The sequence below is a fragment of the Hyphomicrobium sp. GJ21 genome (assembly GCF_001006785.1).
GTDB lineage: Bacteria > Pseudomonadota > Alphaproteobacteria > Rhizobiales > Hyphomicrobiaceae > Hyphomicrobium_B.
Map to the genome: position 1 here is coordinate 1,186,227 of NZ_CDHO01000003.1, position 22,179 is coordinate 1,208,405.

The 22,179-nt window shown below is 62.0% G+C and carries 22 protein-coding genes; 11 read left to right on the forward strand and 11 right to left on the reverse strand.

Features of this window, described 5'->3' with window-relative positions; translation table 11 throughout:
- Positions 1–2: 2 nt before the first annotated feature.
- From HYPGJ_RS13950 to HYPGJ_RS13960, 3 genes are all read right to left on the reverse strand, one after another.
- Complete coding sequence (locus HYPGJ_RS13950) at positions 3–1,130, reverse strand: DNA methyltransferase (protein ID WP_046847684.1); 1,128 nt, start codon at positions 1,128–1,130, stop codon at positions 3–5.
- 119 nt (positions 1,131–1,249) lie between these two features.
- Positions 1,250–1,945 (reverse strand): ribonuclease HII, encoded by a 696-nt coding sequence (locus HYPGJ_RS13955; protein WP_052750912.1) that lies wholly within the window; start codon positions 1,943–1,945, stop codon positions 1,250–1,252.
- Positions 1,946–1,975: 30 nt separating this feature from the next.
- On the reverse strand, positions 1,976–3,091 hold the full coding sequence (locus HYPGJ_RS13960) for a PA0069 family radical SAM protein (protein WP_046847685.1): 1,116 nt from the start codon (positions 3,089–3,091) through the stop codon (positions 1,976–1,978).
- A gap of 143 nt (positions 3,092–3,234) precedes the next feature.
- Between HYPGJ_RS13960 and HYPGJ_RS13965 the strand changes: the two genes are divergently transcribed.
- Positions 3,235–3,939, forward strand: coding sequence for a glycosyltransferase (locus tag HYPGJ_RS13965; protein ID WP_046847686.1), 705 nt, complete (start codon positions 3,235–3,237; stop codon positions 3,937–3,939).
- On the opposite strand, the gene moaB is transcribed toward HYPGJ_RS13965, so the two are convergent.
- The 3 genes from moaB to HYPGJ_RS13980 form a co-directional block, all read right to left on the reverse strand.
- On the reverse strand, positions 3,936–4,478 hold the full coding sequence (gene moaB, locus HYPGJ_RS13970) for a molybdenum cofactor biosynthesis protein B (protein WP_046847687.1): 543 nt from the start codon (positions 4,476–4,478) through the stop codon (positions 3,936–3,938). The two genes, HYPGJ_RS13965 and moaB, sit on opposite strands and share 4 nt — an antisense overlap.
- 88 nt (positions 4,479–4,566) lie before the next feature.
- The gene (locus tag HYPGJ_RS13975; RefSeq protein ID WP_244466155.1) at positions 4,567–5,106 is read right to left on the reverse strand and encodes a GyrI-like domain-containing protein; all 540 of its coding nucleotides are present in this window, start codon (positions 5,104–5,106) and stop codon (positions 4,567–4,569) included.
- 183 nt (positions 5,107–5,289) lie between these two features.
- A complete protein-coding gene (locus HYPGJ_RS13980; protein ID WP_046848422.1) occupies positions 5,290–6,144 on the reverse strand; it encodes a uracil-DNA glycosylase in 855 nt (284 codons plus the stop codon).
- Positions 6,145–6,279: 135 nt separating this feature from the next.
- On the opposite strand from HYPGJ_RS13980, the gene HYPGJ_RS13985 reads away from it, so the two are divergent.
- The 3 genes from HYPGJ_RS13985 to HYPGJ_RS13995 all read left to right on the forward strand — a co-directional run bounded on the left by HYPGJ_RS13985 (position 6,280) and on the right by HYPGJ_RS13995 (position 10,943).
- On the forward strand, positions 6,280–7,968 hold the full coding sequence (locus HYPGJ_RS13985) for an electron transfer flavoprotein-ubiquinone oxidoreductase (RefSeq protein WP_046847689.1): 1,689 nt from the start codon (positions 6,280–6,282) through the stop codon (positions 7,966–7,968).
- 208 nt (positions 7,969–8,176) lie between these two features.
- Positions 8,177–9,994 carry a tetratricopeptide repeat protein gene (locus HYPGJ_RS13990; protein WP_046847690.1) on the forward strand — a complete coding sequence of 606 codons (1,818 nt, stop codon included), beginning with the start codon at positions 8,177–8,179 and terminating at the stop codon, positions 9,992–9,994.
- Between the two features lie 82 nt (positions 9,995–10,076).
- Positions 10,077–10,943: a 4-(cytidine 5'-diphospho)-2-C-methyl-D-erythritol kinase gene (locus HYPGJ_RS13995; RefSeq protein ID WP_046847691.1), complete on the forward strand. Its 867-nt coding sequence runs from the start codon at positions 10,077–10,079 to the stop codon at positions 10,941–10,943.
- Positions 10,944–10,957: 14 nt separating this feature from the next.
- Here the strand turns inward: HYPGJ_RS13995 and HYPGJ_RS14000 are convergent, their stop codons facing one another.
- Positions 10,958–11,986 carry a polyprenyl synthetase family protein gene (locus tag HYPGJ_RS14000; protein WP_013216823.1) on the reverse strand — a complete coding sequence of 343 codons (1,029 nt, stop codon included), beginning with the start codon at positions 11,984–11,986 and terminating at the stop codon, positions 10,958–10,960.
- 87 nt (positions 11,987–12,073) lie between these two features.
- Between HYPGJ_RS14000 and HYPGJ_RS14005 the strand changes: the two genes are divergently transcribed.
- The 7 genes from HYPGJ_RS14005 (at position 12,074) to glyS (ending at position 18,097) form a co-directional block, all read left to right on the forward strand.
- A complete protein-coding gene (locus HYPGJ_RS14005) occupies positions 12,074–12,307 on the forward strand; it encodes a DUF2007 domain-containing protein (RefSeq protein WP_046847692.1) in 234 nt (77 codons plus the stop codon).
- A complete protein-coding gene (locus HYPGJ_RS14010) occupies positions 12,294–13,094 on the forward strand; it encodes a methyltransferase (protein WP_046847693.1) in 801 nt (266 codons plus the stop codon). The genes HYPGJ_RS14005 and HYPGJ_RS14010 overlap by 14 nt, the downstream gene beginning before the upstream one ends.
- Positions 13,095–13,172: 78 nt before the next feature.
- The gene (locus HYPGJ_RS14015) at positions 13,173–14,006 is read left to right on the forward strand and encodes a S49 family peptidase (RefSeq protein WP_046847694.1); all 834 of its coding nucleotides are present in this window, start codon (positions 13,173–13,175) and stop codon (positions 14,004–14,006) included.
- A gap of 20 nt (positions 14,007–14,026) precedes the next feature.
- Positions 14,027–14,236: a hypothetical protein gene (locus HYPGJ_RS14020; protein ID WP_013216819.1), complete on the forward strand. Its 210-nt coding sequence runs from the start codon at positions 14,027–14,029 to the stop codon at positions 14,234–14,236.
- A gap of 150 nt (positions 14,237–14,386) precedes the next feature.
- Positions 14,387–15,331, forward strand: a complete 945-nt coding sequence (locus HYPGJ_RS14025; RefSeq protein WP_083984133.1) for a glycine--tRNA ligase subunit alpha — start codon at positions 14,387–14,389, stop codon at positions 15,329–15,331.
- The gene (locus HYPGJ_RS14030; RefSeq protein WP_046847695.1) at positions 15,328–15,789 is read left to right on the forward strand and encodes a hypothetical protein; all 462 of its coding nucleotides are present in this window, start codon (positions 15,328–15,330) and stop codon (positions 15,787–15,789) included. The genes HYPGJ_RS14025 and HYPGJ_RS14030 overlap by 4 nt, the downstream gene beginning before the upstream one ends.
- 76 nt (positions 15,790–15,865) lie before the next feature.
- The gene (gene glyS, locus HYPGJ_RS14035; RefSeq protein WP_046847696.1) at positions 15,866–18,097 is read left to right on the forward strand and encodes a glycine--tRNA ligase subunit beta; all 2,232 of its coding nucleotides are present in this window, start codon (positions 15,866–15,868) and stop codon (positions 18,095–18,097) included.
- A gap of 10 nt (positions 18,098–18,107) precedes the next feature.
- Here the strand turns inward: glyS and chrA are convergent, their stop codons facing one another.
- The 4 genes from chrA to HYPGJ_RS14055 all read right to left on the reverse strand — a co-directional run bounded on the left by chrA (position 18,108) and on the right by HYPGJ_RS14055 (position 22,176).
- Positions 18,108–19,310: a chromate efflux transporter gene (chrA, locus tag HYPGJ_RS14040; RefSeq protein WP_046847697.1), complete on the reverse strand. Its 1,203-nt coding sequence runs from the start codon at positions 19,308–19,310 to the stop codon at positions 18,108–18,110.
- An 84-nt stretch (positions 19,311–19,394) separates the two neighbouring features.
- The gene (locus tag HYPGJ_RS14045; RefSeq protein WP_046847698.1) at positions 19,395–19,706 is read right to left on the reverse strand and encodes a hypothetical protein; all 312 of its coding nucleotides are present in this window, start codon (positions 19,704–19,706) and stop codon (positions 19,395–19,397) included.
- 174 nt (positions 19,707–19,880) lie between these two features.
- Complete coding sequence (gene abc-f / locus HYPGJ_RS14050) at positions 19,881–21,785, reverse strand: ribosomal protection-like ABC-F family protein (protein WP_046847699.1); 1,905 nt, start codon at positions 21,783–21,785, stop codon at positions 19,881–19,883.
- A 40-nt stretch (positions 21,786–21,825) separates the two neighbouring features.
- On the reverse strand, positions 21,826–22,176 hold the full coding sequence (locus HYPGJ_RS14055) for a DUF3147 family protein (RefSeq protein ID WP_046847700.1): 351 nt from the start codon (positions 22,174–22,176) through the stop codon (positions 21,826–21,828).
- Positions 22,177–22,179: the final 3 nt, after the last annotated feature.

The following is a 22,179-nucleotide window of genomic DNA, read 5'->3' on the forward strand; positions in this document are numbered from 1 at the left end:
GGTTATTTGCCCATCGATGCCGAGCTTGAACCGCCGAGCCCGAGCTGCCGCTTGGCTTCGCCGCGCAGCACGTCGATCGGCCTCAGTTTCCCTTCCGCCTCGAAGTGCCAGTACGTCCAACCGTTGCACGCAGCCTTGCCCTGCACCATCGCGCCGAGGCGATGGATCGATGCTTGCTGACCGGCGCACGCGAGCGTTCCGTCGGCGCGAACTTCAGCGCGCACTTCACGACGCGGTCCGAACAGTTTCTGTCCGGGTTCGAGAATGCCAAGCTCGAGAATTTGCCCGAACGGAATGCGCGGTTCGTTGCGCTTCGACGGGATCGCCTCGATCGCGTCGAGATCGAGCGGCCGGACTTTCGCGATGCGCTCATCGGCGGCGCGCGCATAGTCGGTGTCGCGCTCGATGCCGATGAACTTGCGTCCGAGGCGCTTCGCAACCGCGCCCGTCGTGCCCGTTCCGAAGAAGGGATCGAGGACGGTGTCGCCCGGCTTCGTTGACGCGATCATAATGCGATGCAGAAGCGCTTCCGGTTTCTGCGTTGGATGCGCCTTGCGTCCGCCGTCGTCTTTCAGCCGCTCAGGGCCCGAGCAGATCGGGAACAGCCAGTCGGAGCGCATCTGCAGGTCGTCGTTCGACGCCTTGAGGCTTTCGTAATTGAACGTCACGCGCGATTTGCGATCGCGGCCCGCCCAGATCATCGTCTCATGCGCGTTGGTGAAGCGCTTGCCGCGGAAGTTCGGCATCGGGTTCACTTTGCGCCAGATGACGTCGTTCTGAATCCAGAAGCCGAGATCCTGGATCGCGACGCCGAGGCGGAAGATGTTGTGATAGGAGCCGATGACCCAGATCGCGCCGTCGGGCTTCAGCACGCGCCGGCATTCCTTCAGCCACGCGCGGCAGAACGAGTCATACTCGGCGAAGTCCTGGAACTTGTCCCAGGCGTCGTCGACGCCGTCGACTTTCGTGTTGTTGGGCCGGAGCAGGTCGCCCGCGAGTTGCAGATTGTAAGGCGGGTCGGCAAAAACGAGATCGACACTTGCCGTGGCGATCTTCTTCAGTTCGTTGATGCAATCACCAACGAGAATCCGTCCGCTCTCGGAGCGGCCCTTGACGCGACGCGACACCATACACACTACCCGTAACGCTACGATCACTGAGGCGTCGCCGCGAGATATCCACAGGCGTGCCGACGATCTTTGTACATGATCGGCGGCGTCTGGGAATACGCATCAAGGTGCGAAGAAATTTATATTTTCGATTCCACCTGCAACCCGAATCCGAGCTGCGCACGCCGTCGCGAAGCCTTTTCGTCGACGAGGCCCAACGCCAATTGCACCGGCCGGAACGAGCGGCGGTGCAGCGCCGAGACGCCAAGTTTTGCAATGGCTGCTTGGTGTTCCGGCGTTCCGTAACCTTTATGCCGTTCGAAGCCGTAGCCCGGATAGGCGCGCGCGAAATCCATCATCAAACGGTCGCGCGTAACCTTGGCGACGATCGATGCCGCCGCGATGGAGAGACATTTTGAATCACCCTTGACGATGGCGCGGACCGACATCGGGATGCGCGGAGTCTTGTCGCCGTCGACGAGGACGAGCTTGGGCGTTTCGCCGAGCTGGCTGACGGCCTCAGCCATTGCCCACAGCGTCGCGCCGAGAATGTTCTCGCGATCGATGCGTTCGACGTCCGCAATGCCGACGCCGACGATCGCGACCTTCATGATACGCCGGTAAAGGAACGCGCGCGAATCTTCATCGAGCGTTTTGCTGTCGTCGATGTTCGCCGGGATCTTGTCGGGATCGAGGATGACTGCCGCCGCCACGACCGGCCCGGCCCAAGGTCCGCGTCCGGCCTCGTCGACGCCCGCGATCGGACGCGATCCGAGCTGATGCTCGGCGGCTTCGAGTTCGAACGTCGGCTTGATGCGCGAATCAGCAATCTTCATGCGCGAGAGTGATCATCGCGCAAGCACCCGTCAAAGCAGCTTCAGTTGTTTTCCCCTGTCGCCTGGTGCCTCGAACAGATCTGTTCGCATCGCGCCGCGTTCGCCGCCGAGCCCGAGCCGCTGCTTCGCGAGCCTGAAGCGCAATGCGATCTGCGTCGCATAGGGGCCTTTGCCGCGCTGGCGCATCCCAAACTCGGGCGTGTAATCCCGCCCGCCATGCATGGATTGTAGAAGCGAGATCACCCGGCTCGCGCGCCCCGGAAATTCCTCCGCGAGCCACTCGCGAAACAGCGTCTTGATCTCCAGCGGCAGCCGCAGAAGCACGTAACCGGCATCCCGTGCGCCCGCCTCGCGTGCAGCCTCCAGGATGGGCTCGATCTCGTGATCGGTAAGTCCCGGAATGATCGGCGCAACCATCGCGGTGACTGGAATTCCAGCTTGCGAGAGCTGTCGCACGGTTTCGAGGCGCCGGGACGGGGTTGCGGCCCGTGGCTCCATCGCCCGTGCAACATGCCGGTCGAGCGTGGTGATCGAGACGGCGACTTTCGCAAGGCCCTTCGCCGCCATCGGCTGCAAAATATCGATGTCGCGCGCGACGAGCGCCGACTTGGTGATGATGCCGACCGGGTGGTTCGTCCGCGCCATGACTTCGAGGATCGACCGCGTGATCCTTCGCTGCCGCTCGATCGGCTGATAAGGATCAGTGTTCCCGCCAAGCGCGATCGTTGACGGCCGGTAGCCGGGCTTGGCGAACTCGCGCTCCAAAAGCGTGGCGGCTTCCGATTTCGCGTAGAGCTTCGTTTCAAAATCGAGCCCGGCCGAGTGCCCGAGATAGCAATGGCTCGGCCGCGCATAGCAATAAATGCAGCCATGCTCGCAGCCGCGATACGGATTGATCGACGCTTCAAACGAAATGTCGGGACTGTCGTTGCGCGCGATGATTGATTTCGCGGTGTCCTCGAACACCTCGGTCTTGAACGCGCCGAGTTCGGCCAAGCTTTCCCAGCCGTCGTCAAAGACCTCGTGCACGTCTTTCTCGAAACGCCCGCTGGCGTTCGAGCGCGCACCCCGGCCGCGCCGGCGCTCCACATCGACGACGTGAACGTGGCGATCGTTGGGATGTTCGGGTTCGCGAGAGGAAGCCACGGCAGCCTTTCATTTGCGATGCCCTCTTGTAGCAAAGAAGCGAGAACAAATAAAGAACAAAACTCTTCCGGAATCTTCGCGCTGGGCGGCATGCGGCGAGGACTGCGCTTGTCGCTCGGGTGATCGCGTGCCAGTAAACACGCATGATCACGGTTATCGTCGCTGCGCATAATTCGGAGCACACGCTCGGGGCCGCGCTAACCGCCCTCGTGCCGGCGGCGATCGACGGTATCGTCCGCCAGGTAATCGTCGTCGACGGCGGCTCAACGGATCAAACCGCGAAAATCGCAGATCTCGCAGGCGCCGATTTCATCTCGAACGCGCCAGGACGCGGTCGGCAGTTCGCGCAAGGCGCGGCCCGGGCACGCTTTCCGTGGCTATTGTTTTTGAGCGCCGACACGGTTCTCGCGGAATGTTGGGAGCGCAGCGCCACCGCCTTCATGCGCAGCGTCGATCTCGGCGAGCGCTCGCCCGCTGCCGCCGCATTCGCTTTTCGCATTGATGACACCGGATTCAAGCCGCGCCTGTTGGAGCGTCTGTTCCAAATGCGATGCAAACTCTCGCCGATGCCGTACGGCGATCAGGGCTTGCTCATTTCGCGTCAGTTGTTTGACGCCGTCGGCGGTTATCAGGACTTGCCGGTGCTCGAAGACGTCGATCTGGCGCGCCGCCTCGGCCGTCGGCGCTTGGCGATGCTCGACGCGCAAGCCATCGCGTCGTCCGAACTCTACCGGCGCGACGGCTATCTGTTGCGCTCGCTGCGCAACCAGATCTGTCACGCGCTCTTTGGCTTGGGGCTTCCGATCAACGTGATCGCGCGGCTCTATCGCGCGGGCGCGGCGTCTTAACCCGCGTTCCGGTGTTCTTCGAGCCTCGGCATGATCTCGACGAAATTGCAGGGCTGGTGCCGCGCGTCGAACTGAAACTTCAAGATGCCGTCCCACGCGTCACGGCACGCGCCGGGCGATCCCGGCAGGCAGAAGATATACGTTCCGTGTGCGACGCCCGCACAAGCGCGGGACTGAACGGTCGACGTACCGACTTTCTGATACGACAGCATGTGAAACAGGATCGAAAAGCCTTCGATGTCCTTTTCGAACAGCGGCTTCACGGCTTCCGGCGTCACGTCGCGGCCTGTAAAGCCGGTACCGCCTGTGGTGATGACGCAATCGATCTGCGAGTCGTCGATCCAACCTTTGACGGCGGCTGTGATAGCGTTCGCGTCGTCTCGGACCAGTTTGCGATCGGCGACGACGTGGCCCGCTTCGGTGATGAGCTTCGCCAGCAGGTCGCCTGATTTGTCTTCGCTTGCCGAGCGCGTGTCCGACATCGTCAGAACGGCAATCCTGACCGGAATGAAAGTACGATTTGGGTCGATGCCGGCCATTGGAGAGTCCTCGCGTCACGGACGAACAGAGGCACGAACTTTGGCCGTATGGCTGATCTTCGTCCAGCGGCGAAAGCGCCGCGTCGGCCTAAAAGTTCGCGGCCATGCGTGATGGGATGATCTCTTCGACGGTGCTTACCGGCACGCAGATATCGGAGCGCAAATCCTGGTCTGCATAATTGTTCGGATTGTCCATATAGATCGAAACGACCGGGCGATGTTGATCAAAACAAAGTCCCGGCAACGGCTGGAACCGCGCGTAAACATTTTCGACGGCGGACCGCATCTGGTCGTAGCTTCCCGAGAGACGGTGGCAGGCGTAGGGACCGGCGGGAAGCGTCGTGATCCCGAACTCGGGCAGCGACCTCTCTTCGATGCTGGATCGGATTTCAACGCAGGCGTCGTATCGGCAATTCTTGGAACCGACGTCGAGCGGATTATCGTGCGCCATGCCGTAACCCCGCCCGATCGACTCGTAGAGTCCGCGGTCGTCGAGCAGCCGGAACAGACGCTCCCAGGCTTTAGGAATGACGTCGCCATAGGATCCTGTCGCGCGGACGTAGATCAAGCGCGTCGGGCGCAGATAGAGCAGGATCGAGTGAGGATTGTACATTGCGGCACCGGCCACTCGGAGGCCGCCCTACTGAAATACGTGAATTGGTCCGTATGCACCATAAGGCGCGTGCAGTTTTCCCTCGGCTTAAGTGAATGTCTAAAATTTTATCGAATTTTGAGATGCGGGTCGCTTCACTGCGAAGAACCGGAAGCACGGTGAAAGAAGCATCAAATTAACAGAATATGCTTCGGATGCTCAAAGCTTGGATCGGATCTGCAACAGATCCAGCCATGCCAGGTTTTTTGCGGCCGGAGTCCGCAACAAGTAGGCGGGATGCAGCGTCGCGAGCGCCTGGATCTTGCGGTCGCCGACCGTCAACTCCCGCCACTTTCCCCGCAGCCGCATGATGCCTTCGGCAACTCCGAAAAGCTCCTTTGCGGCGGACCCGCCGACGGCCACGACGATTTTCGGAGCGACTAGCTCTATCTGGCGCTCGAGAAACGGGCGGCAGGCGAGGGCTTCCTGTGGCGTCGGCGTGCGATTGCCCGGCGGCCGCCAGTAGACGATGTTGGTGATGTGCACGTCGGATTCACTGAGCCCGATGGCGGCGAGCATCTTGTCCAACAGCCGGCCCGCGCGGCCGACGAACGGCTTTCCTTCCAGATCCTCATCGCGGCCCGGCGCTTCGCCGACGATCATGAGGTCGGCGGCCGGAGCGCCGCGATAGAAGCAGAGTTTCGTCGCGGTCGCCTTGAGGCCGCAGCCGTCGAAGCTCTTGAGCGCGGCTTCGAGCGCTTCGAGCGATGGCGCCTCGCGCGCGATTCGCCGGGCACCAGTCTCGGCTTCGCTGGCGCCGAGCGGTGTCGCAGCCCTCGGGCGGGTTACGTCCGCCGGCGGATTTTGTGGCACGGGACGTCGCGACGACGCGCTCTCGGGCGGCACTCGCGCTGGCGCATCGTCCGGCCGAGGCCAGGCGAACGCCGCGCCGGGGGGCGTCGGACCGCGTGCCAGCCAGTCGCAACTCGTTTCATCCACAGCGGCATCGGCCCCCATGGCTTGAAACCAATCGAGCAGCGCAAGCATTTCCTCTCGGGAAGCCAGTTTGGTCATCGGGGTCAGGATAAAGGTATTGTTCGCCGGATGCACGCGGCGGCGCGCCGCTGGCGGCAAGATCTTCGCTCAACTTGACGCCTCCAGACGGGCGACCTAATCGAAATCGATGGTTTTTCAGAAAACGGATACAAAATGACGATGACCGCGGAGGAAACGGGTTTGCCCCCGCGCGAGGCAATGGAATTCGACGTCGTGATCGTCGGCGCAGGACCAGCCGGTCTCGCGGCCGCCATTCGCCTCAAGCAGAAAGCTGCAGCCGCGGGCGCGGAAATTTCCGTCGTCGTCGTTGAAAAGGGGTCCGAGGTCGGAGCCCATATCCTGTCGGGCGCCGTCATCGATCCGATCGGCCTGAACCGCCTGATCCCGGATTGGAAAGAACGCGGAGCGCCCGTCGAAACGCCCGTTACCGAAGACGTGTTTCTCGTGCTCGGACCGGAAGGCGACGTTCGCCTCCCGAGCTGGCCGATGCCGCCCTTGATGAAGAACCACGGCAACTACATCGTGAGCTTGGGCTCGCTCTGCAAATGGCTCGGCGAGCAGGCGGCCGAACTGGGCGTTGAAATCTATCCGGGCTTTGCCGCCGCGGAAGTTCTCTATGACGACAATGGCGCGGTCGTCGGTATCGCGACCGGCGACATGGGCGTCGGCCGCGACGGTCAGCCGAACGACGCGTTCGTGCGCGGCATGGAACTGCGCGCCAAGTACACGCTGGTCGCGGAAGGCGCGCGCGGCTCACTGTCGAAGGGACTGATCCGCCGCTTCGATCTCGCCAAAGGACACGAACCGCAAAAGTACGGCATCGGCCTAAAAGAGTTGTGGCAGGTTGCACCGGAGAAACATCGCCCCGGATATGTTCAGCACTCGTTCGGATGGCCGCTGAACAACAGAACGGGCGGTGGCTCGTTCCTCTATCACTACGGAGACAACCTGGTCTCCGTCGGGTTTGTCGTTCACCTGAATTACGAGAACCCGTATCTCTCGCCTTACGAAGAATTCCAGCGCTTCAAGACGCATCCCGCCATTCGCGACGTCTTCGAAGGCGGCAAGCGCATCGGCTACGGCGCCCGCGCCATCACCGAAGGCGGTTGGCAGTCGATGCCCGATCTCGTTTTCCCGGGCGGCGCGCTTCTGGGATGTGCGGCCGGAATGGTGAACCTGCCGCGGATCAAGGGCAGTCACAACGCTATGCTGTCGGGCATCGCTGCGGCCGACGCCGCGTTCGATGCGATTGCAGCCGGCCGCCAGCACGACACGCTGACCGCCTATGAAGCCGATGTCCGCAGTGGCGACATCGCGCGCGATTTGAAGCGCGTGCGGAACATGAAACCCTATTGGTCGAAATTTGGAACCATTCTCGGCGTCATGCTCGGCGGCATCGACCTATGGCTCAACACGCTGATTTCGGGCATCGGCCTTGGTTATACGCTGAAGCATGGAAAGAATGACGCTGCCGCCACCGGCAAAGCGGCGGATTTCAAGCCGATCACCTACCCGAAGCCTGACGGCAAGCTGACGTTCGATCGGCTAACGAACGTCTCGTTTTCGGGCACCAATCACGAGGAAGACCAGCCGGTTCATTTGAAGCTGCTCGATCCGAAGATCCCGATTGCCGTGAATTTGCCGCTCTACGCCGAGCCTGCGCAGCGCTATTGCCCGGCTGCGGTGTATGAAATCGTCCGCGACGATAAGGGCGATCCAAGATTTCAGATCAACGCCCAGAACTGCGTCCACTGCAAAACATGTGACATCAAAGACCCGAGCCAGAATATCAATTGGGTTTGCCCGGAAGGCGGCGGCGGTCCCAATTATGCCGGAATGTGAGGCGCTAGGTGCCTGGCCGAAGGGCGGAGCCGGCGTATCCGGCTGATGTGATGGGCAAGGTCGAAGCGGAATAAGGCAAGCGCTGTCCGCGAGCCATCACCCGTTCATTTCCTATTTTTCACCTAAAGCGTGTCGCCAAGGGTGTATCAGGTTTGCTAGGCTTGCTTCTTCGGAATCAGTGCGGCTCCGTAACATAGAGGAACGTTCAATGCGGGGATCCCTCGGACGTGCGCTAAGCGTGGGGCTGGGCGCCGTCGCCTTGACGATCGCCGGATTCTTCAGCCAAGCGCCAGCCCGCTCTCAAGATCAGGACCCCAGTCCGGACTCGCTCACGACATCGGCGCTTGGAAATTACCTCGCTGGGCGCTTCGCACGCACGGCTCAGGATACGAAAGATGCTGCGCAGTTTTACGGCCGCGCGCTCGAGCGTGATCCATCGAATGAGGTCCTTCTGGAACAAGCCTTCCAGATGGAGACGATGTCTGGCAACTGGTCGAATGCCGTGCCGCTTGCCGAAAAACTCGCGAGCACGCGCGAGTCGCATCGCATGTCCCAATTCCTTCTCGGTGTGACGGCGTTCAAATCCGCAGCTTATCCGCAAGCCGAAAGCCATTTCAAAGCCGCTGCCGAAAATCCGATCGGTGAACTGACGAGCGCGATCGCGCTCGGCTGGACGCGCCTCGCCGCAGGCGACACGGACGGCGCGCTGAAGGCTGTCGATCTTCCCAAGCAACCCGACTGGGCGCAGTTTTATTTGCGCTACCATCGCGCGCTGATGGCAGACATCGCCGGGCGCAAGGCAATCGCCAACGCGACCTACGAGAAGATGTTCCGCCAGGACAGCCGGACTCTCAGAACGGCGTTGGCCTACGCTCAGCACGCCGCGCATTACGGCGACTTCAAGCTCGCGAAGCAGATCATGCGCGAGCAGCTTTCCAAGACCCAGGGCGATCCCCATCCGCTCGCGAAGGAAATGCTGGAGCGCATCAACAAGCGCGAAAAAACCGAACTGCTGATCGCAACACCATCGGAAGGTCTTGCCGAACTCTTTTACGGCTTGGGCGAAGCGTTGACCGGCGAAGGCGGCGTCAGCCTCGGCACGATTTATCTGCAGCTTGCCCTCGACGTGAAGCCGGACCACGCCTTTGCTTTGGCCGCGCTGGCCAACGCTCAGGAAGCGGCCAAGCGTTACGACGATGCGATCGCGACGTACGATAGAATTCCGAAGGGCACGCCGCTGCAGAGCGCCATCGACATCCGCAAGGCGTTCAATCTCAATTCGCTCGACCGCGTCGACGAGGCAAAGGCCATTCTCGAGCGCCTCGCTGCGAAGGATCCGAAGGACGTCCGCCCGTTGGAAGCGCTCGGCAACATCCTGCGCGCGCGCAAGGAGTACGCCGAGGCGATCAAGTATTTCACGCGTGCGCTCGCCGCGCTGGGCAAGCACGATCCGCGCTACTGGGGCTATTATTACGCACGTGGAACGTCCTACGAGCGCCTGAAGAACTGGCCCGCCGCTGAAGCCGATCTCAAGAAGGCGCTCGCACTCGCGCCCGATCAGCCGCTGGTTCTGAACTACCTCGGCTACTCGTGGATCGATCAGGGCAAGAACCTCAAGGAGGGCATGCGCCTGATCGAGAAGGCCGTGCAGTTGAAGCCCGACGATGGCTATATCGTCGATAGCCTTGGCTGGGCCCACTACAAGCAGAACAACTTCAAGGAGGCTGTCCGCTTCCTCGAGCGCGCCGTCGAGATCAAGCCGGAAGATCCGACCCTGAACGATCATCTTGGCGATGCGTTCTGGAAAGTCGGGCGCGAACGTGAAGCGCGCTTCCAGTGGAGCCAGGCGCTGTCGCTCAATCCGGAGCCCGAGGACGTCGACAAGATCAAGGCGAAGATCGAACGCGGCCTCGATACCAAAGCTCAGGCCAAGGCCGTCGAGAAGACCCGGCAAGTTCAGAGCATGGAGTCGTCGCGCCGGCGTAGTGAAAACAAAACTGCTCCGAGCGGCCGGGCCGTAGAGTAACGGTCGCTCCTGCTGTTAGAGAAATACGAACGGGCGCAGCAGCGCCCGTTTTCATATGTTCTGGATACTATCGAAACAGCCCATGCTGCAGTCTGAATTCGCTCCCGCCAAGATCAACCTCACGCTGGAAATTCTCGGGCGGCGTGCCGACGGGTATCATGAGCTTCGCAGTCTCGTCGCGTTCGCGCACGACGCCGGCGACGTGGTCACGCTCGCGCCGGGTTCATCTTCAGGCGTCGAAACGACGGGATCGTTCGCGGGCGACATCTCGGGCAGCAATCTTGTCGACAAAGCCATCTCGGCGTTCGCCGCGAAGGCGCCGAACATGACGCTGCGCCGGCTGATGCTGGAAAAAAATCTGCCTGTGGCGAGCGGCATCGGCGGCGGCTCGGCCGACGCGGCCGCGACGCTTCGGTTACTCTCTAAAGTTTATCCCGGATTATCCGATCGCGATCTTCACGCGATCGCACGTACGTTGGGCGCGGACGTGCCCGTTTGCGTCAGAGCGCAGCCCGTCATCATGACCGGCGTCGGCGAAACGCTCGAAGAAATCGCCCTGCCCCGCGATCTTCATGCGGTGCTCGTCAATCCGCTCCTTGCCGTGCCCGCGAACAAGACGTCTCAAGTCTTCGCGGCCTTGGGCGCGGCGCCACTCACCGCTCCGCCTGAAACCGAACCGGCGCCCCGCCTGTCAGACGTGCATGACGTCGGCGCCTACGCCAAGGCGCGAGGTAACGACCTGCAAGCGCCTGCGCAAAAACTGTTTCCTGAGATCGAGACCGTGCTCGCCGAGCTTCATCGCACCGAAGGCGCTTTGCTCGCTCAGCTTTCCGGCGCAGGCCCGACGTGCTTCGCCCTGTTCGCGACGAAGCAGGAAGCTGAGGCCGGAGCGTCGGCGCTCCAGCAACGGCAGCCCAATTGGTGGATCAGACCGACACGGCTTGGCTAGAACGACGCGCCGCTTTAGTGCGAGCGGCCGATACAGAATGCGATGACTTGCTCAAGCGCGTCTTTCTCGCGGCTGTCCGGGAAAATCGCCAGCGCATCGCGCGCGATTGCACCGTAAGACCGCGCGCGTTCGAAGGTCGCTTCGATCGCCTTGTGCTTGCGCATGAAGCCGACGGCCTGCTCGAGATCGCCATCGTTGATGTCGCCGTCGGCAATCGTCCGGTTCCAGAATTGGCGTTCCTCGGGCGAGCCGCGACGGAACGAAAGAATGACCGGCAGCGTGATCTTGCCCTCGCGGAAATCGTCGCCGACCGATTTGCCGAGACGCGAGCTGTCGCCCGCATAATCGAGCGCATCGTCGACCAACTGGAATGCCAAGCCGAGGTTCTTGCCATACGAGCGAAGCGCCGATTGCTCTTCCGGCGGGCGCTGCGTCAGCGCCGCGCCCGACTCCGCCGCTGCCGAAAACAGCGCGGCCGTCTTGGCGTTGATGATCGCCAGATAGTCGTCTTCGGTCGTCGAGGTATTCTTGGCGGCCGCGAGCTGCATCACTTCGCCTTCCGCGATCGTCGCGGCGGCGTTCGACATGATGCGCAGCACCGGCAGCGATCCGACGTCGACGAACATCTTGAACGCTTGTCCGAGAAGGAAATCGCCGACCAGAACGCTCGCCTGGTTGCCCCAGATCATCCGCGCCGTCTTGCGGCCGCGCCGCGTCGCGCTTTCGTCGACCACGTCGTCATGCAGCAGCGTTGCCGTGTGCATGAACTCCACCGCGGAGGCGGTCCGGATGTGCCCGTTGCCGCCGTATCCGCACAGCTTCGCCGACGCGAGCGCCAGCATCGGACGCAGCCGCTTGCCGCCGCTGTCAATCAAGTGGTGCGCGAGTTCCGGGATCATCTCGACGTCGGAAACCGCTTTATCGAGGATAATGCGATTAATCGCCTCGAGGTCGTCCGCGACCAGGGCGAGAAGCGGTTCCAGCTTCTGGCCCGTCTCGCGAAGGTCGTCCAGTGGTATCACACGGCCCAAGTTGATCCCCATTCAAATGCTGGCATGCTATTATATAGTGGAAATGACGCTGCCGCGTTGCGGCCCCGCGTCCGACCCTGTCTTTCGCCGAGTGTCGATATGCGCGAACTGGTTATGACGAATGACCTTGTCCTGATCAGCTACGTCGAGGCCCTGCTTGCCGATCAGGGTATCGAAGCGGTGGTATTTGATCGAAATATCAGTCTGATGGAAGGGTCAATCGGCGCCTTTCCGCGACGGGTGGTTGTAGCCGACGAGCATTGGTCCCGCGCAAGTCGCGTTTTGAAGGATGCCGGTCTCGGTCAATGGATTGTCGAGAATGAACGCCTTTGAGGCGCCCGGACGAACGGTCGCGCCGACGACGGACGATCTGTTCCTGGGTGGCGCGCTGACCGTCCTCCAGCCCCGGAATGGTTACCGGGCTGGAACGGATGCCGTTCTGCTGGCATCGATACTGACGCCTGAAACGCTCGGCTCGGGGGCGGTGCTCGACGTCGGCGCGGGCGTTGGCGTGATCGGCCTCTGCGTGGCACGCCGTTGCCCAAGTGCGCGCGCCGTGCTCCTCGAACGCGATCCAATCCTCGCCGCATTGGCCCGCGACAACGTCCAGCGGAACGAACTGACCGGCCGCGTTTCCGTCGTCGAGACGGATCTCGCACGCGCCACGGCGGCGCTGGAAGTGGCCGAAATCAAATCCGAGTCTTTCCCTGTTGTGCTCGCCAATCCTCCCTATCACGACGATCGCCGCAGCACGCTCGCTGAAAGCCCGCTGAAGGCCGTCTCGCACCAGATGCCGGACGACCTGCTGGATGTCTGGGCGCGGTTCATGTGTCGGATGGCGGCCCCTGGCGGACGCGTCGCGATGATCCACAAAGCCGACGCCCTGTCGCGCATTCTCGAGACGTTCGAAGGCCGCTTCGGATCGATCTCCGTGCTGCCGATCCATGCCCGCGCCGGCGAACCCGCCATCCGCGTCATCGTCGAGGGGATCAAAGGCAGCCGCGCCCCGATGTCGATACGGCCCGGCCTTGTGCTGCACACGCCCGAGCAGGCATTTGTGCCCGAGATCGAAGCGATATTTCGCCACGGGGCGCCTCTTCCGCCACAATACCGAGGCTGATCGCTGGCTAGGCCTCTCCGCTTGTAATAGAGCCGCAGCGCTCTATGTCAGACCCGAACTCGTGCAGGAGCCTGTTCTATGTGGCCATTTTCGCGCCGACCCTTCGTGCCCGTTCTGCGCTTTCACGGGCCGATCGGCATGGCGACGCCATTGCGGCCGGGTTTGACGCTCGGAGCCTATTCGAACGCGATCGAGAAAGCGTTTTTGGTCTCTAAGCTGCCGGCCGTGGCCGTGATCGTGAATTCGCCGGGCGGTTCGCCGGTTCAATCCAATCTTCTGTTCAAGCGCATCCGCCAGCTCGCCGTTGAGAAGAAAAAGCGCGTCTACGTCTTTTGCGAGGACGTCGCGGCATCCGGCGGCTATTTCCTCGCCATCGCAGGCGATGAAATCTACGCCGATCCGTCGTCGATCATCGGCTCGATCGGCGTCGTGTCGCGCAGCTTCGGATTTGTCGATCTCCTGGAGAAGATCGGTGTCGAACGCCGGGTTTACACGGCAGGCATCAACAAGAACCAGCTCGACCCGTTCCTCCCCGAAGACGGCGACGACGTTGCCCGCCTCAAGGCCATTCAGCGCGACGTGCACGATATCTTCATCGGCCTCGTCAAGGAGCGCCGCCTCGGAAAACTGAGGGCACCGGACACCGAACTGTTCTCTGGTGCTTTCTGGTCGGCAGCCCGCGCCGTGGAGTTCGGCCTCGTCGACGGCATTGCCGACATTCGATCCAAAATGCAGGACATTTTTGGCGAGAAAATTCGCCTTAAAGTCATCGAGCCGGAAAAGCCGGGCCTCCTGGCACGGCTGCGGCGGACGCCCGGCGCGATCGGCATTCAAACGCCGGCTCTTGCTTTTGCCGATGATCTGGTGTCGGCTGTGGAAACTCGAACGCTCTGGTCGCGTTTCGGTCTCTGATCTAGCTTTGGAGGGCGTCGATGCCGCCAGTCATGTTGCTCGCCCTCGTCGGAGCGGCAGGATTTGCCGGCTACAGGATTGTTTCGAGCCTTCTCGAAAGCTCGAAATCGTCTGGCCGCAACCGGGCGAAAGAGATGCGTGGCGCGACCTCGTCGGCACGCGACCTCGGCAAGCTCGAATGGGACGAAGACGCGGGTGTTTACCGCCCGATCCCGAAACGCGAGCATTGAATTCTTTCAATCGGGCGGCGAAAATTGGAGCAACGCCGTCTCCGTCCATGCATTCGGCCAAAAGTCGAGCAAAAACGGGGTATCTACGCGTGACAAGGACCCTTTAGCGCGTATATTGCGCCGCGACTTAAGCCGGAAAGAACCCCAACGATGTCAACGACGACGGTCTCGATGAAGGCCGCACGACCTTCCGCGTTGCGCCCCAGGCAAGCCTTCCAAGATCTTATCCTGACGCTGCAGACCTTCTGGAGCAACCAGGGCTGCGCCATACTCCAGCCCTACGACATGGAAGTCGGCGCCGGCACCTTCCACCCGGCAACGACGCTGCGCGCGCTCGGCCCGAAACCCTGGGCCGCGGCCTACGTTCAGCCCTCGCGCCGCCCCAAGGACGGCCGCTACGGCGAGAACCCGAACCGCCTGCAGCACTACTATCAGTTCCAGGTCATCATGAAGCCATCGCCTGCGAACATTCAGGAGCTCTATCTCGCGAGCCTCGACGCGATCGGCATCGACACGGCGCTGAACGACATCCGCTTCGTCGAGGACGATTGGGAAAGCCCGACGCTCGGCGCCTGGGGGCTCGGCTGGGAAGTATGGTGCAACGGCATGGAAGTTTCGCAGTTCACATACTTCCAGCAGGTCGGCGGCTTCGACTGCAATCCCGTTGCGAGCGAGATTACCTATGGCCTCGAACGTCTCGCCATGTACGTCCAGGGCGTCGACCGCGTTTTCGATCTCAATTTCAACGGCCGCGACGACGACAGACGCCTGACCTACGGCGACGTCTTCCTGCAGGCCGAGCGCGAATATTCTCGCTACAACTTCGAGCACGCCGATACTGAAATTCTATTTCGCCACTTCAAGGACGCAGAGGCTGAGTGCAAGGCCCTGCTCGAGAAGGGTGCGACGGATGGGGAGCACTTGCTCGCGCTTCCCGCCTACGATCAGTGCATCAAAGCGAGCCACATCTTCAACCTGCTCGATGCCCGCGGCGTGATTTCGGTCACGGAGCGGCAAAGCTACATTCTGCGCGTTCGCGATTTGGCGAAAGCTTGTTGCGCCGCGTGGCTCAAAACTGAAGGAGGACACGCGTGATCGAAGTCAACAATACAGTGCTCGGTCTTGTCGCGGCGGCCGTTCCGCTGCTCATCATCGGCTTTTTCATTCTGCGGCGGCTGCCCTGGATCTTCGCGTTCTTTGTGGCTCTTCTGGCGGTAGGTCTCGGTTATCTCGAAACGACCGGCGCCATCCGCGATTTCGGGCACAACGTTCGCACCGTGCTGCCTGAGGGCATCCTGAAGCACAGGACGCACGAAACGGAACCGGCGGCAGGCCCGGCTATGGCGCCTGCCGAAACGCCGGCAGATGGCCCGGCAATGGCTCCGGCATCGCCGCCGGCTGCCGAGCCCGCGACGCCGGCACCTGAGGCGACCCCGGCTCCGGCCCAGGAACCCGCCGCTCCGGCTCCGGAAGCGACGCCCGCACCGGCAGCGCCCGAGACGACGCCTCCGGCAGAGCCTGCTCCGGCGCAGCCTCAGCCTTCGACGCCATAACGACAAGCTTTCGCCCCGTGATGCTGGGTCACGGGGCGAAGGCATTCACGGCCCGCATCTCACGAGATTGATCTGAATGTCCGAATTGCTGCTTGAGCTTCTGTCGGAAGAAATCCCCGCGCGTATGCAGGCGCGCGCCTCGGATGATCTGAAGCGTCTGATCGTTGATGGCCTGAAAGCGCGCGGTCTCGATGTTGGCGAAGCGCGTAGCTTCGCGACGCCGCGCCGTCTGACGCTCGTGATCGAAGGCGTTCCGGCGAAATCGCCCGCCATCTCCGAGGAAAAGAAAGGTCCGCGCGTCGGCGCGCCCGAACAGGCGGTGCAAGGATTTTTGAAGTCGGCAGGTCTCGCGTCGATCGAGGACGCAACCGTCGTCAAGGACGAGAAGAAAGGCGACTTCTACGTCGCGAAGATCGAGAAGCCCGGCCGCGCAGCCGCCGAGATCATCGCTGAAACCATCGTCGAAGTTGCTGCCAAATTCCCTTGGCCGAAATCCATGCGCTGGGGATCGTCATCGTTCCAGTGGGTGCGCCCGTTGCAGTCGGTGCTGTGCCTGCTCGACGGCAAGGTCGTGCCGTTCGAACTCAACGGGATTGAAGCGGGTAACGAGACGCGCGGTCATCGGTTCCTCGGACCCGGCCCGTTCAAGGTCAAGAATTTCGCGGACTATGAAGCGAAGCTCGCTGCGCATCATGTGATGCTCGATCCCGCGAAGCGCGCCGCCGCCATTTCCGAGCAGGCGCACGCGCTCGCCAAGGACGCCAAGCTCGAGTTGATCGAGGACGACGCGCTGCTCGCTGAGAACGCTGGTCTGACGGAATGGCCCGTCGTCCTGATGGGCACGTTCGATAAGGCCTTCCTCGAAGTGCCCGCCGAAGTCCTGACGACCTCGATGAAGACGCATCAGAAATGCTTCTCGCTGCGTGAGACGCGCTCCAAGAAACTCGCGAACAAGTTTCTGCTCGTTTCCAATCTCGTCGCGAAAGACGGTGGCGCAGAAATCGTGTCTGGCAACGAAAAGGTCATTCGCGCGCGGCTCTCCGACGCCAAGTTCTTCTGGGAGCAGGATCTGAAGCATCCGCTCGGCGAGATGGCGGGCAAGCTTTCGGGCATCACGTTCCACGAAAAGCTCGGCAGTCAGAAGGATCGCGTTGACCGCATCGAGGCGCTCGCATTCGAGCTGGCGGGCGCTTGCGACGCCATTCCTGAAGACGCGCGCCGCGCCGCGGGCCTGGCGAAAGCCGATCTCGTCTCCGGAATGGTTGGCGAGTTCCCGGAGCTGCAGGGCCTGATGGGCCGCTACTACGCCGAACACGTCGGCACCAAGCCCGAGATCGCCCGCGCACTGGAACTGCACTACAAACCGAAAGGCCCGACCGATACGGTTCCGCGTGAGGATCAGGGTGACGCCGTCGCGGTCGCCGTCGCGCTTGCCGACAAGCTCGATACCCTCGTCGGCTTCTGGGCCATCGGCGAAAAGCCCACCGGCTCAGGCGACCCCTATCAGCTCCGCCGCGCCGCCTTGGGCGTTATCCGCATCGTGCTGGAGAATGATCTGCGAATTCCCCTTCGTGGAATATTAGCCAAGCATGCTGCATGGCTATATGGCTACGTCGAAACTGTCGAACTCCGAAAAAAACGATCTATAACACATGATCTACGTGTAGCGGGTGTTAGCGCTGAAGAAACTCGCAAAATTCAGGACATCATTGCGGATAGTCATTTGAAGCCATTTGCGCCGGAGGAAATTCCCGGAGTTTATAGGCAAGTAGTCGGAACTGCAGATGACCTCCTCTCCTTCTTCGCCGACCGCCTGAAAGTCTTCCTGCGCGATCAGGGCAAACGCCATGACCTGATCGACGCCGTGTTCGCGCTCGGCGGCCAGGACGACCTCGCGCTCATCGTCCGCCGCGTCGAAGCGCTCGACACGTTCCTGAAAACCGACGACGGCGCGAACCTGCTCGCAGGCGTCAAGCGCGCGGCGAACATCCTCGCCATCGAGGAAAAGAAGGATAAAAAATCCTACGCTGGCCCCTACGATCTGAAGCTGATCACCGAGAAGGAAGAAACGGCTCTCGCCGCTGCCATCGAGGCGACGAAGCAGGACACCGTCGCCGCCATCAACGTCGAGAATTTCGCCGGCGCCATGCGCGCGCTGTCGGAACTCCGAGCGCCGGTCGATGCGTTCTTCGAGAAAATTCTCGTCAACGCCGACGATCCGAAAATTCGCGAGAACCGTCTGCGATTGCTGTCGGAAATCCGCGCAGCCACGCAAACGGTCGCCGACTTCTCGAAAATTAGCGGCTGAGTTCCCTTCGCTAGGCAAGCGTCGCGAGCGCTTGCCCGGCAACCGCGCTCAGCACGACGACCAGCCACGGCGGCGCTTTCCAAAGATAGAGCAGCGCGAAATCCGCCGCGGCGAGCGCAAAATCGCTCTTGCTCAAAATCCCTGATGTCCACACGGGATCGTAAAAGGCCGCCAGCAAAAGGCCGACGACGGAGGCGTTCACGCCGCGTAACATTGACTGCGCAATCGGGAGACGTCTGAGTTCCTGCCAGAACGGCAAAACCCCGATGACCAGCAGGAACGACGGCAGAAAGATCGCCGCCAGACACAGCACGGCCGTGCCCGCTCCGCCGATCACCGCGCCGAGATACGCGGCGAACGTAAATAGTGGACCGGGGACGGCCTGCGCCGCTCCATAACCCGCGAGAAATGCGTCGTTGCTCACCCACCCTGGCGACACGACTTCGGATTGCAGCAGCGGCAGAACCACGTGACCGCCACCGAATACCAGCGCCCCCGTACGAAAGAACTTGTCGAACAGAGCAAGGTCTTGGCTGTGGCTCGCGGCGGCCAGCAACGGCAGCCCGACAAGCAAGCCAGCGAACAGCGCGAGACAGACCGTGCCTGCTGTACGATTAACGGTCAGGGGCAAGTGCGCCTCGCCTGCGGGCGAACCGCCGCCGCGAAGCAACAGCGCTCCTGCAACGCCACCGAAAATGATCGCCGCAATCTGTCCGAGCGATGAAGGCACCGCGAACGCGATGAGCGTTGCGACAATGGCGAGCGCCACGCGCTGGCGGTCCGGCGTCAGCGTTCGCGCCATGCCGAGAATGGCGAGCGCGACGACCGCAACGGCGGCCACCTTCAATCCGTGCAGCCAGCCGCTATCGAGCGGAACGCCGCTCGCGGAAATGCCGTACGCGAACAGAACGAGCGCCAACGCCGACGGCAGCGTGAAAGCGGTCCATGCCGCGAGAGCGCCCGCGAATCCGGCGCGCGACAGCCCGATCGCGATACCGACTTGGCTCGAGGCGGGCCCAGGAAGAAACTGGCATAATGCGACGACGTCGGCATAGGCCGCTTCATCGAGCCATTTACGCCGCTCGACGAACTCCTGCCTGAAATAGCCGAGATGCGCGATCGGCCCACCGAACGACGTCAGGCCGAGTTTCAAAAATGCAAAGAAAACTTCGGCAACGCACCTAGCCGAATCCGATCGGTGAATGGCGGACATGCGCGCAGGGTTCCGACGACAGACGAATTCGGAAACCGATACAGCGGCGAACCCCTCACATCAATCTATCGGCAGCTGACGAACTCAGCGTCCGCTTTGCTTGTTCGCGGACTTGAACGGCTTGACGACCGGAAGCATCGCGAGCTGTGTCGATGGCGCCGGTACGGTGCGAGTTTCCGCGAGGAAGCTCGGCTTCACTGCCGCGTCAAGCCATTTGACGGTGATGTTCGCCGCATACGTGAAGGTAATGATCGCAATCACGACCGCAATCGAAAGCATCGCGACATACGCGAGATATTCCTTCACTGCGACCGTAGCGTCGGCAGTCTGTACGCGTGCCGGCCGTACCACGGCATTGCGAGGAGCGAGTTTGTGATAGACGAATTCTTGTTTCATCGTTGAGACCCGTTGCGCAGGTACGCGGGGGGCACTGGCCCTGCGCCTCATGAACGCCGCATTCCGAAAATCGGTTCCGGACCGCTTCTTTTCCAGATGTGGAAATCGCGGCAAATCGCAACGCTCCGCGTGCGCGCCGCCACCAAAGCCGGATTCGATAACGGATTGAGCGGCTTATGCGTCCGCGACGGCCGCGGCGTCCTCGTAGGCTTCGGTCGCCAGCAGCCAGGACTCTTCCGCCTCACCAAGCTGTTTGCTGAGTTGGCCGCGTTCTTGCGCCGTGCTCTGGGCGCGTCCCGGGTCCTTTGTATAGAGCGCCGGATCGGCAAGCAGCGCATCGAGCGCCGCGATCTCTTTCGTCAGCTTGTCGACGAGCTTTTCGGCTGCAACCATCGTTTTCTTCAAGGGCGCAAGCTCGGCCCGTTTCTCGGCGGCAGCACGACGCTGATCTGTACGCGATGCTTTCGCCTCGCCGTCGGTGCGATCGTCGCGCCGCTCCGCCGTCCGCGCCCCGCGCTCTTCGAGAAGCAGCGCGCGATAGCTTTCCATGTCGCCGTCGTAGGATTTCACCGTGCCGTTGCGCACCAGCCAGAGACGATCCGCCGTCGCTTCGATCAGATGCCGGTCGTGACTGATGAGGATGACGGTGCCGTTGTATTCCATCAGCGCATGCACGAGCGCTTCACGGCTATCGATGTCGAGATGGTTCGTCGGCTCGTCGAGGATGAGGACGTGCGGACCGTGAAACGCCGTCAGCGCCAATAGCAGCCGCGCCTTCTCGCCGCCGGAAAGCTTTCCGCATTGTGTATCGGCTTTGTCGGCACTGAAACCGAACGTGCCGAGCTTCGTACGCCGCTGCGCCTCCGTTGCCTCAGGCATCAGTTTCAGCATGTAATCGTAGGGCGTCGCCGTCGGCAGCAAGTCGTCGAGCTGATGCTGCGCGAAATATCCAACCTCGACCTTTTGCGCACCGAACACGTTGCCGGACAGCGGCGTCAGCCGACCTGCGATCAGTTTCGCCAACGTTGACTTGCCGTTGCCGTTCTGGCCGAGCAGAGCGATGCGATCGTCGTTGTCGATGCGCAGATCGAGGCCGGTTAGAATAGGCGTCGCTGTATCATATCCGGCGCTCGCCTTTTCGATCCTGAGCAGCGGGCTCGCGATCACCTTCTGCGGATCGGGAAACCGAAACGGCACAACGCGATCATCGACCTGCGCCGCGATCGGCTGCATCTTCGCGAGAGCTTTGACGCGGCTTTGCGCCTGCGCCGCCTTGCTCGCCTTCGCCTTGAAGCGATCGATGAAAGCCTGCAGATGCCGGCGCTGCTCGTCCTGCTTCTTCATCAGCTTCATTTCGAGGCGCTGCTTTTCCCGCCGCGTTTCCTCGAAGTCGTCGTAGCCGCCTGCGTACAGCGTGAGCTTGCCGCGATCGAGATGCAGGATCGAGCCGACGGCGCGGTTCAACAGATCGCGATCGTGGCTGACGATGAGCACGGTATGCGGATAGGCCTTGAGATGGTTTTCGAGCCAGAGCGTACCTTCGAGATCGAGATAGTTCGTCGGCTCGTCGAGCAGCAGAATGTCGGGCTTGAGAAACAAAATGGCGCCGAGTGCGACGCGCATGCGCCAGCCGCCAGAGAACTCGCGGCACGCCCGTCGCTGTGCCTCCTCGTCGAAACCCAGCCCCGACAGAATGCGCGCCGCGCGCGAGGGCGCGGAATGCGCGTCGATGTCGGTCAGACGAATCTGGATTTCCGCAATCCGCTGCGGATCGGTCGCATGTTCGGCTTCCGCGAGCAGGCTGGCGCGCTCGGTGTCGGACGAAAGCACCCAGTTGAGCAGGCTGTCGTCGCCGCCCGGCGCTTCCTGCGCGACGTGGCCGAGGCGCGCGTTGCGCGGAATCGAGATCGACCCATCGTCCGGCGCGATCTCACCCTTGAGAAGACGCAGCAGGGTCGTCTTGCCGGCGCCGTTGCGCCCGACGAGGCCGACTTTGTGGCCGGAGGGAATCGCGACAGTCGCCTGCTCGAGGATCGGCCGTCCCTCGATCCGATAGGTCAGATCGTTGATATGAAGCATGGGACGAGCCGATAGCCTGTCCGCCCGCGCCTGTCACGCCTCACAGGGTGATGCCGAAGCGCGCAAGCACGGCCGTCATCAGCAGGTACGCCGCAAAAGTCGCAGCCGACGCGATCAGAAGGCTCGGCCAGAATCCGAACCCGCGCGTCAGCAGCAGCGGCAAGACGATGAACAGAACCAGAGACGGCAGGACGTACCAGAAGACGCTCGTCGAGAGCTGGGCGACCTTCGACGCGTCGCCGGTCTCGCCGTAAAGCCAGATGATCGCCAGAAGCGACGTCAACGGCAGCGATGCGACGAGCCCCCCGAGAACGCTGGAGCGTTTCGCCACTTCCGAAATTGCAACGACGAGCAGGGCGGTCAGCAGAACTTTGATGGCCGCGTATGCCACAAC

Bases quoted from the DNA above. Each gene is read 5' to 3' on its own strand.
- HYPGJ_RS14020 (WP_013216819.1), top strand. From the start codon at position 14,027: ATGCCGCCAGTCATGTTGCTCGCCCTCGTCGGAGCGGCAGGATTTGCC.
- HYPGJ_RS13965 (WP_046847686.1), top strand. From the start codon at position 3,235: ATGATCACGGTTATCGTCGCTGCGCATAATTCGGAGCACACGCTCGGG.
- HYPGJ_RS14005 (WP_046847692.1), top strand. From the start codon at position 12,074: ATGCGCGAACTGGTTATGACGAATGACCTTGTCCTGATCAGCTACGTC.
- moaB (WP_046847687.1), bottom strand. From the start codon at position 4,478: ATGGCCGGCATCGACCCAAATCGTACTTTCATTCCGGTCAGGATTGCC.
- HYPGJ_RS14010 (WP_046847693.1), top strand. From the start codon at position 12,294: ATGAACGCCTTTGAGGCGCCCGGACGAACGGTCGCGCCGACGACGGAC.
- HYPGJ_RS13950 (WP_046847684.1), bottom strand. From the start codon at position 1,130: ATGGTGTCGCGTCGCGTCAAGGGCCGCTCCGAGAGCGGACGGATTCTC.
- HYPGJ_RS14015 (WP_046847694.1), top strand. From the start codon at position 13,173: ATGTGGCCATTTTCGCGCCGACCCTTCGTGCCCGTTCTGCGCTTTCAC.
- HYPGJ_RS14045 (WP_046847698.1), bottom strand. From the start codon at position 19,706: ATGAAACAAGAATTCGTCTATCACAAACTCGCTCCTCGCAATGCCGTG.
- abc-f (WP_046847699.1), bottom strand. From the start codon at position 21,785: ATGCTTCATATCAACGATCTGACCTATCGGATCGAGGGACGGCCGATC.
- HYPGJ_RS13985 (WP_046847689.1), top strand. From the start codon at position 6,280: ATGACGATGACCGCGGAGGAAACGGGTTTGCCCCCGCGCGAGGCAATG.
- HYPGJ_RS13995 (WP_046847691.1), top strand. From the start codon at position 10,077: ATGCTGCAGTCTGAATTCGCTCCCGCCAAGATCAACCTCACGCTGGAA.
- HYPGJ_RS13980 (WP_046848422.1), bottom strand. From the start codon at position 6,144: ATGACCAAACTGGCTTCCCGAGAGGAAATGCTTGCGCTGCTCGATTGG.
- chrA (WP_046847697.1), bottom strand. From the start codon at position 19,310: ATGTCCGCCATTCACCGATCGGATTCGGCTAGGTGCGTTGCCGAAGTT.
- HYPGJ_RS14000 (WP_013216823.1), bottom strand. From the start codon at position 11,986: ATGGGGATCAACTTGGGCCGTGTGATACCACTGGACGACCTTCGCGAG.
- HYPGJ_RS14025 (WP_083984133.1), top strand. From the start codon at position 14,387: ATGTCAACGACGACGGTCTCGATGAAGGCCGCACGACCTTCCGCGTTG.
- glyS (WP_046847696.1), top strand. From the start codon at position 15,866: ATGTCCGAATTGCTGCTTGAGCTTCTGTCGGAAGAAATCCCCGCGCGT.
- HYPGJ_RS13990 (WP_046847690.1), top strand. From the start codon at position 8,177: ATGCGGGGATCCCTCGGACGTGCGCTAAGCGTGGGGCTGGGCGCCGTC.
- HYPGJ_RS13955 (WP_052750912.1), bottom strand. From the start codon at position 1,945: ATGAAGATTGCTGATTCGCGCATCAAGCCGACGTTCGAACTCGAAGCC.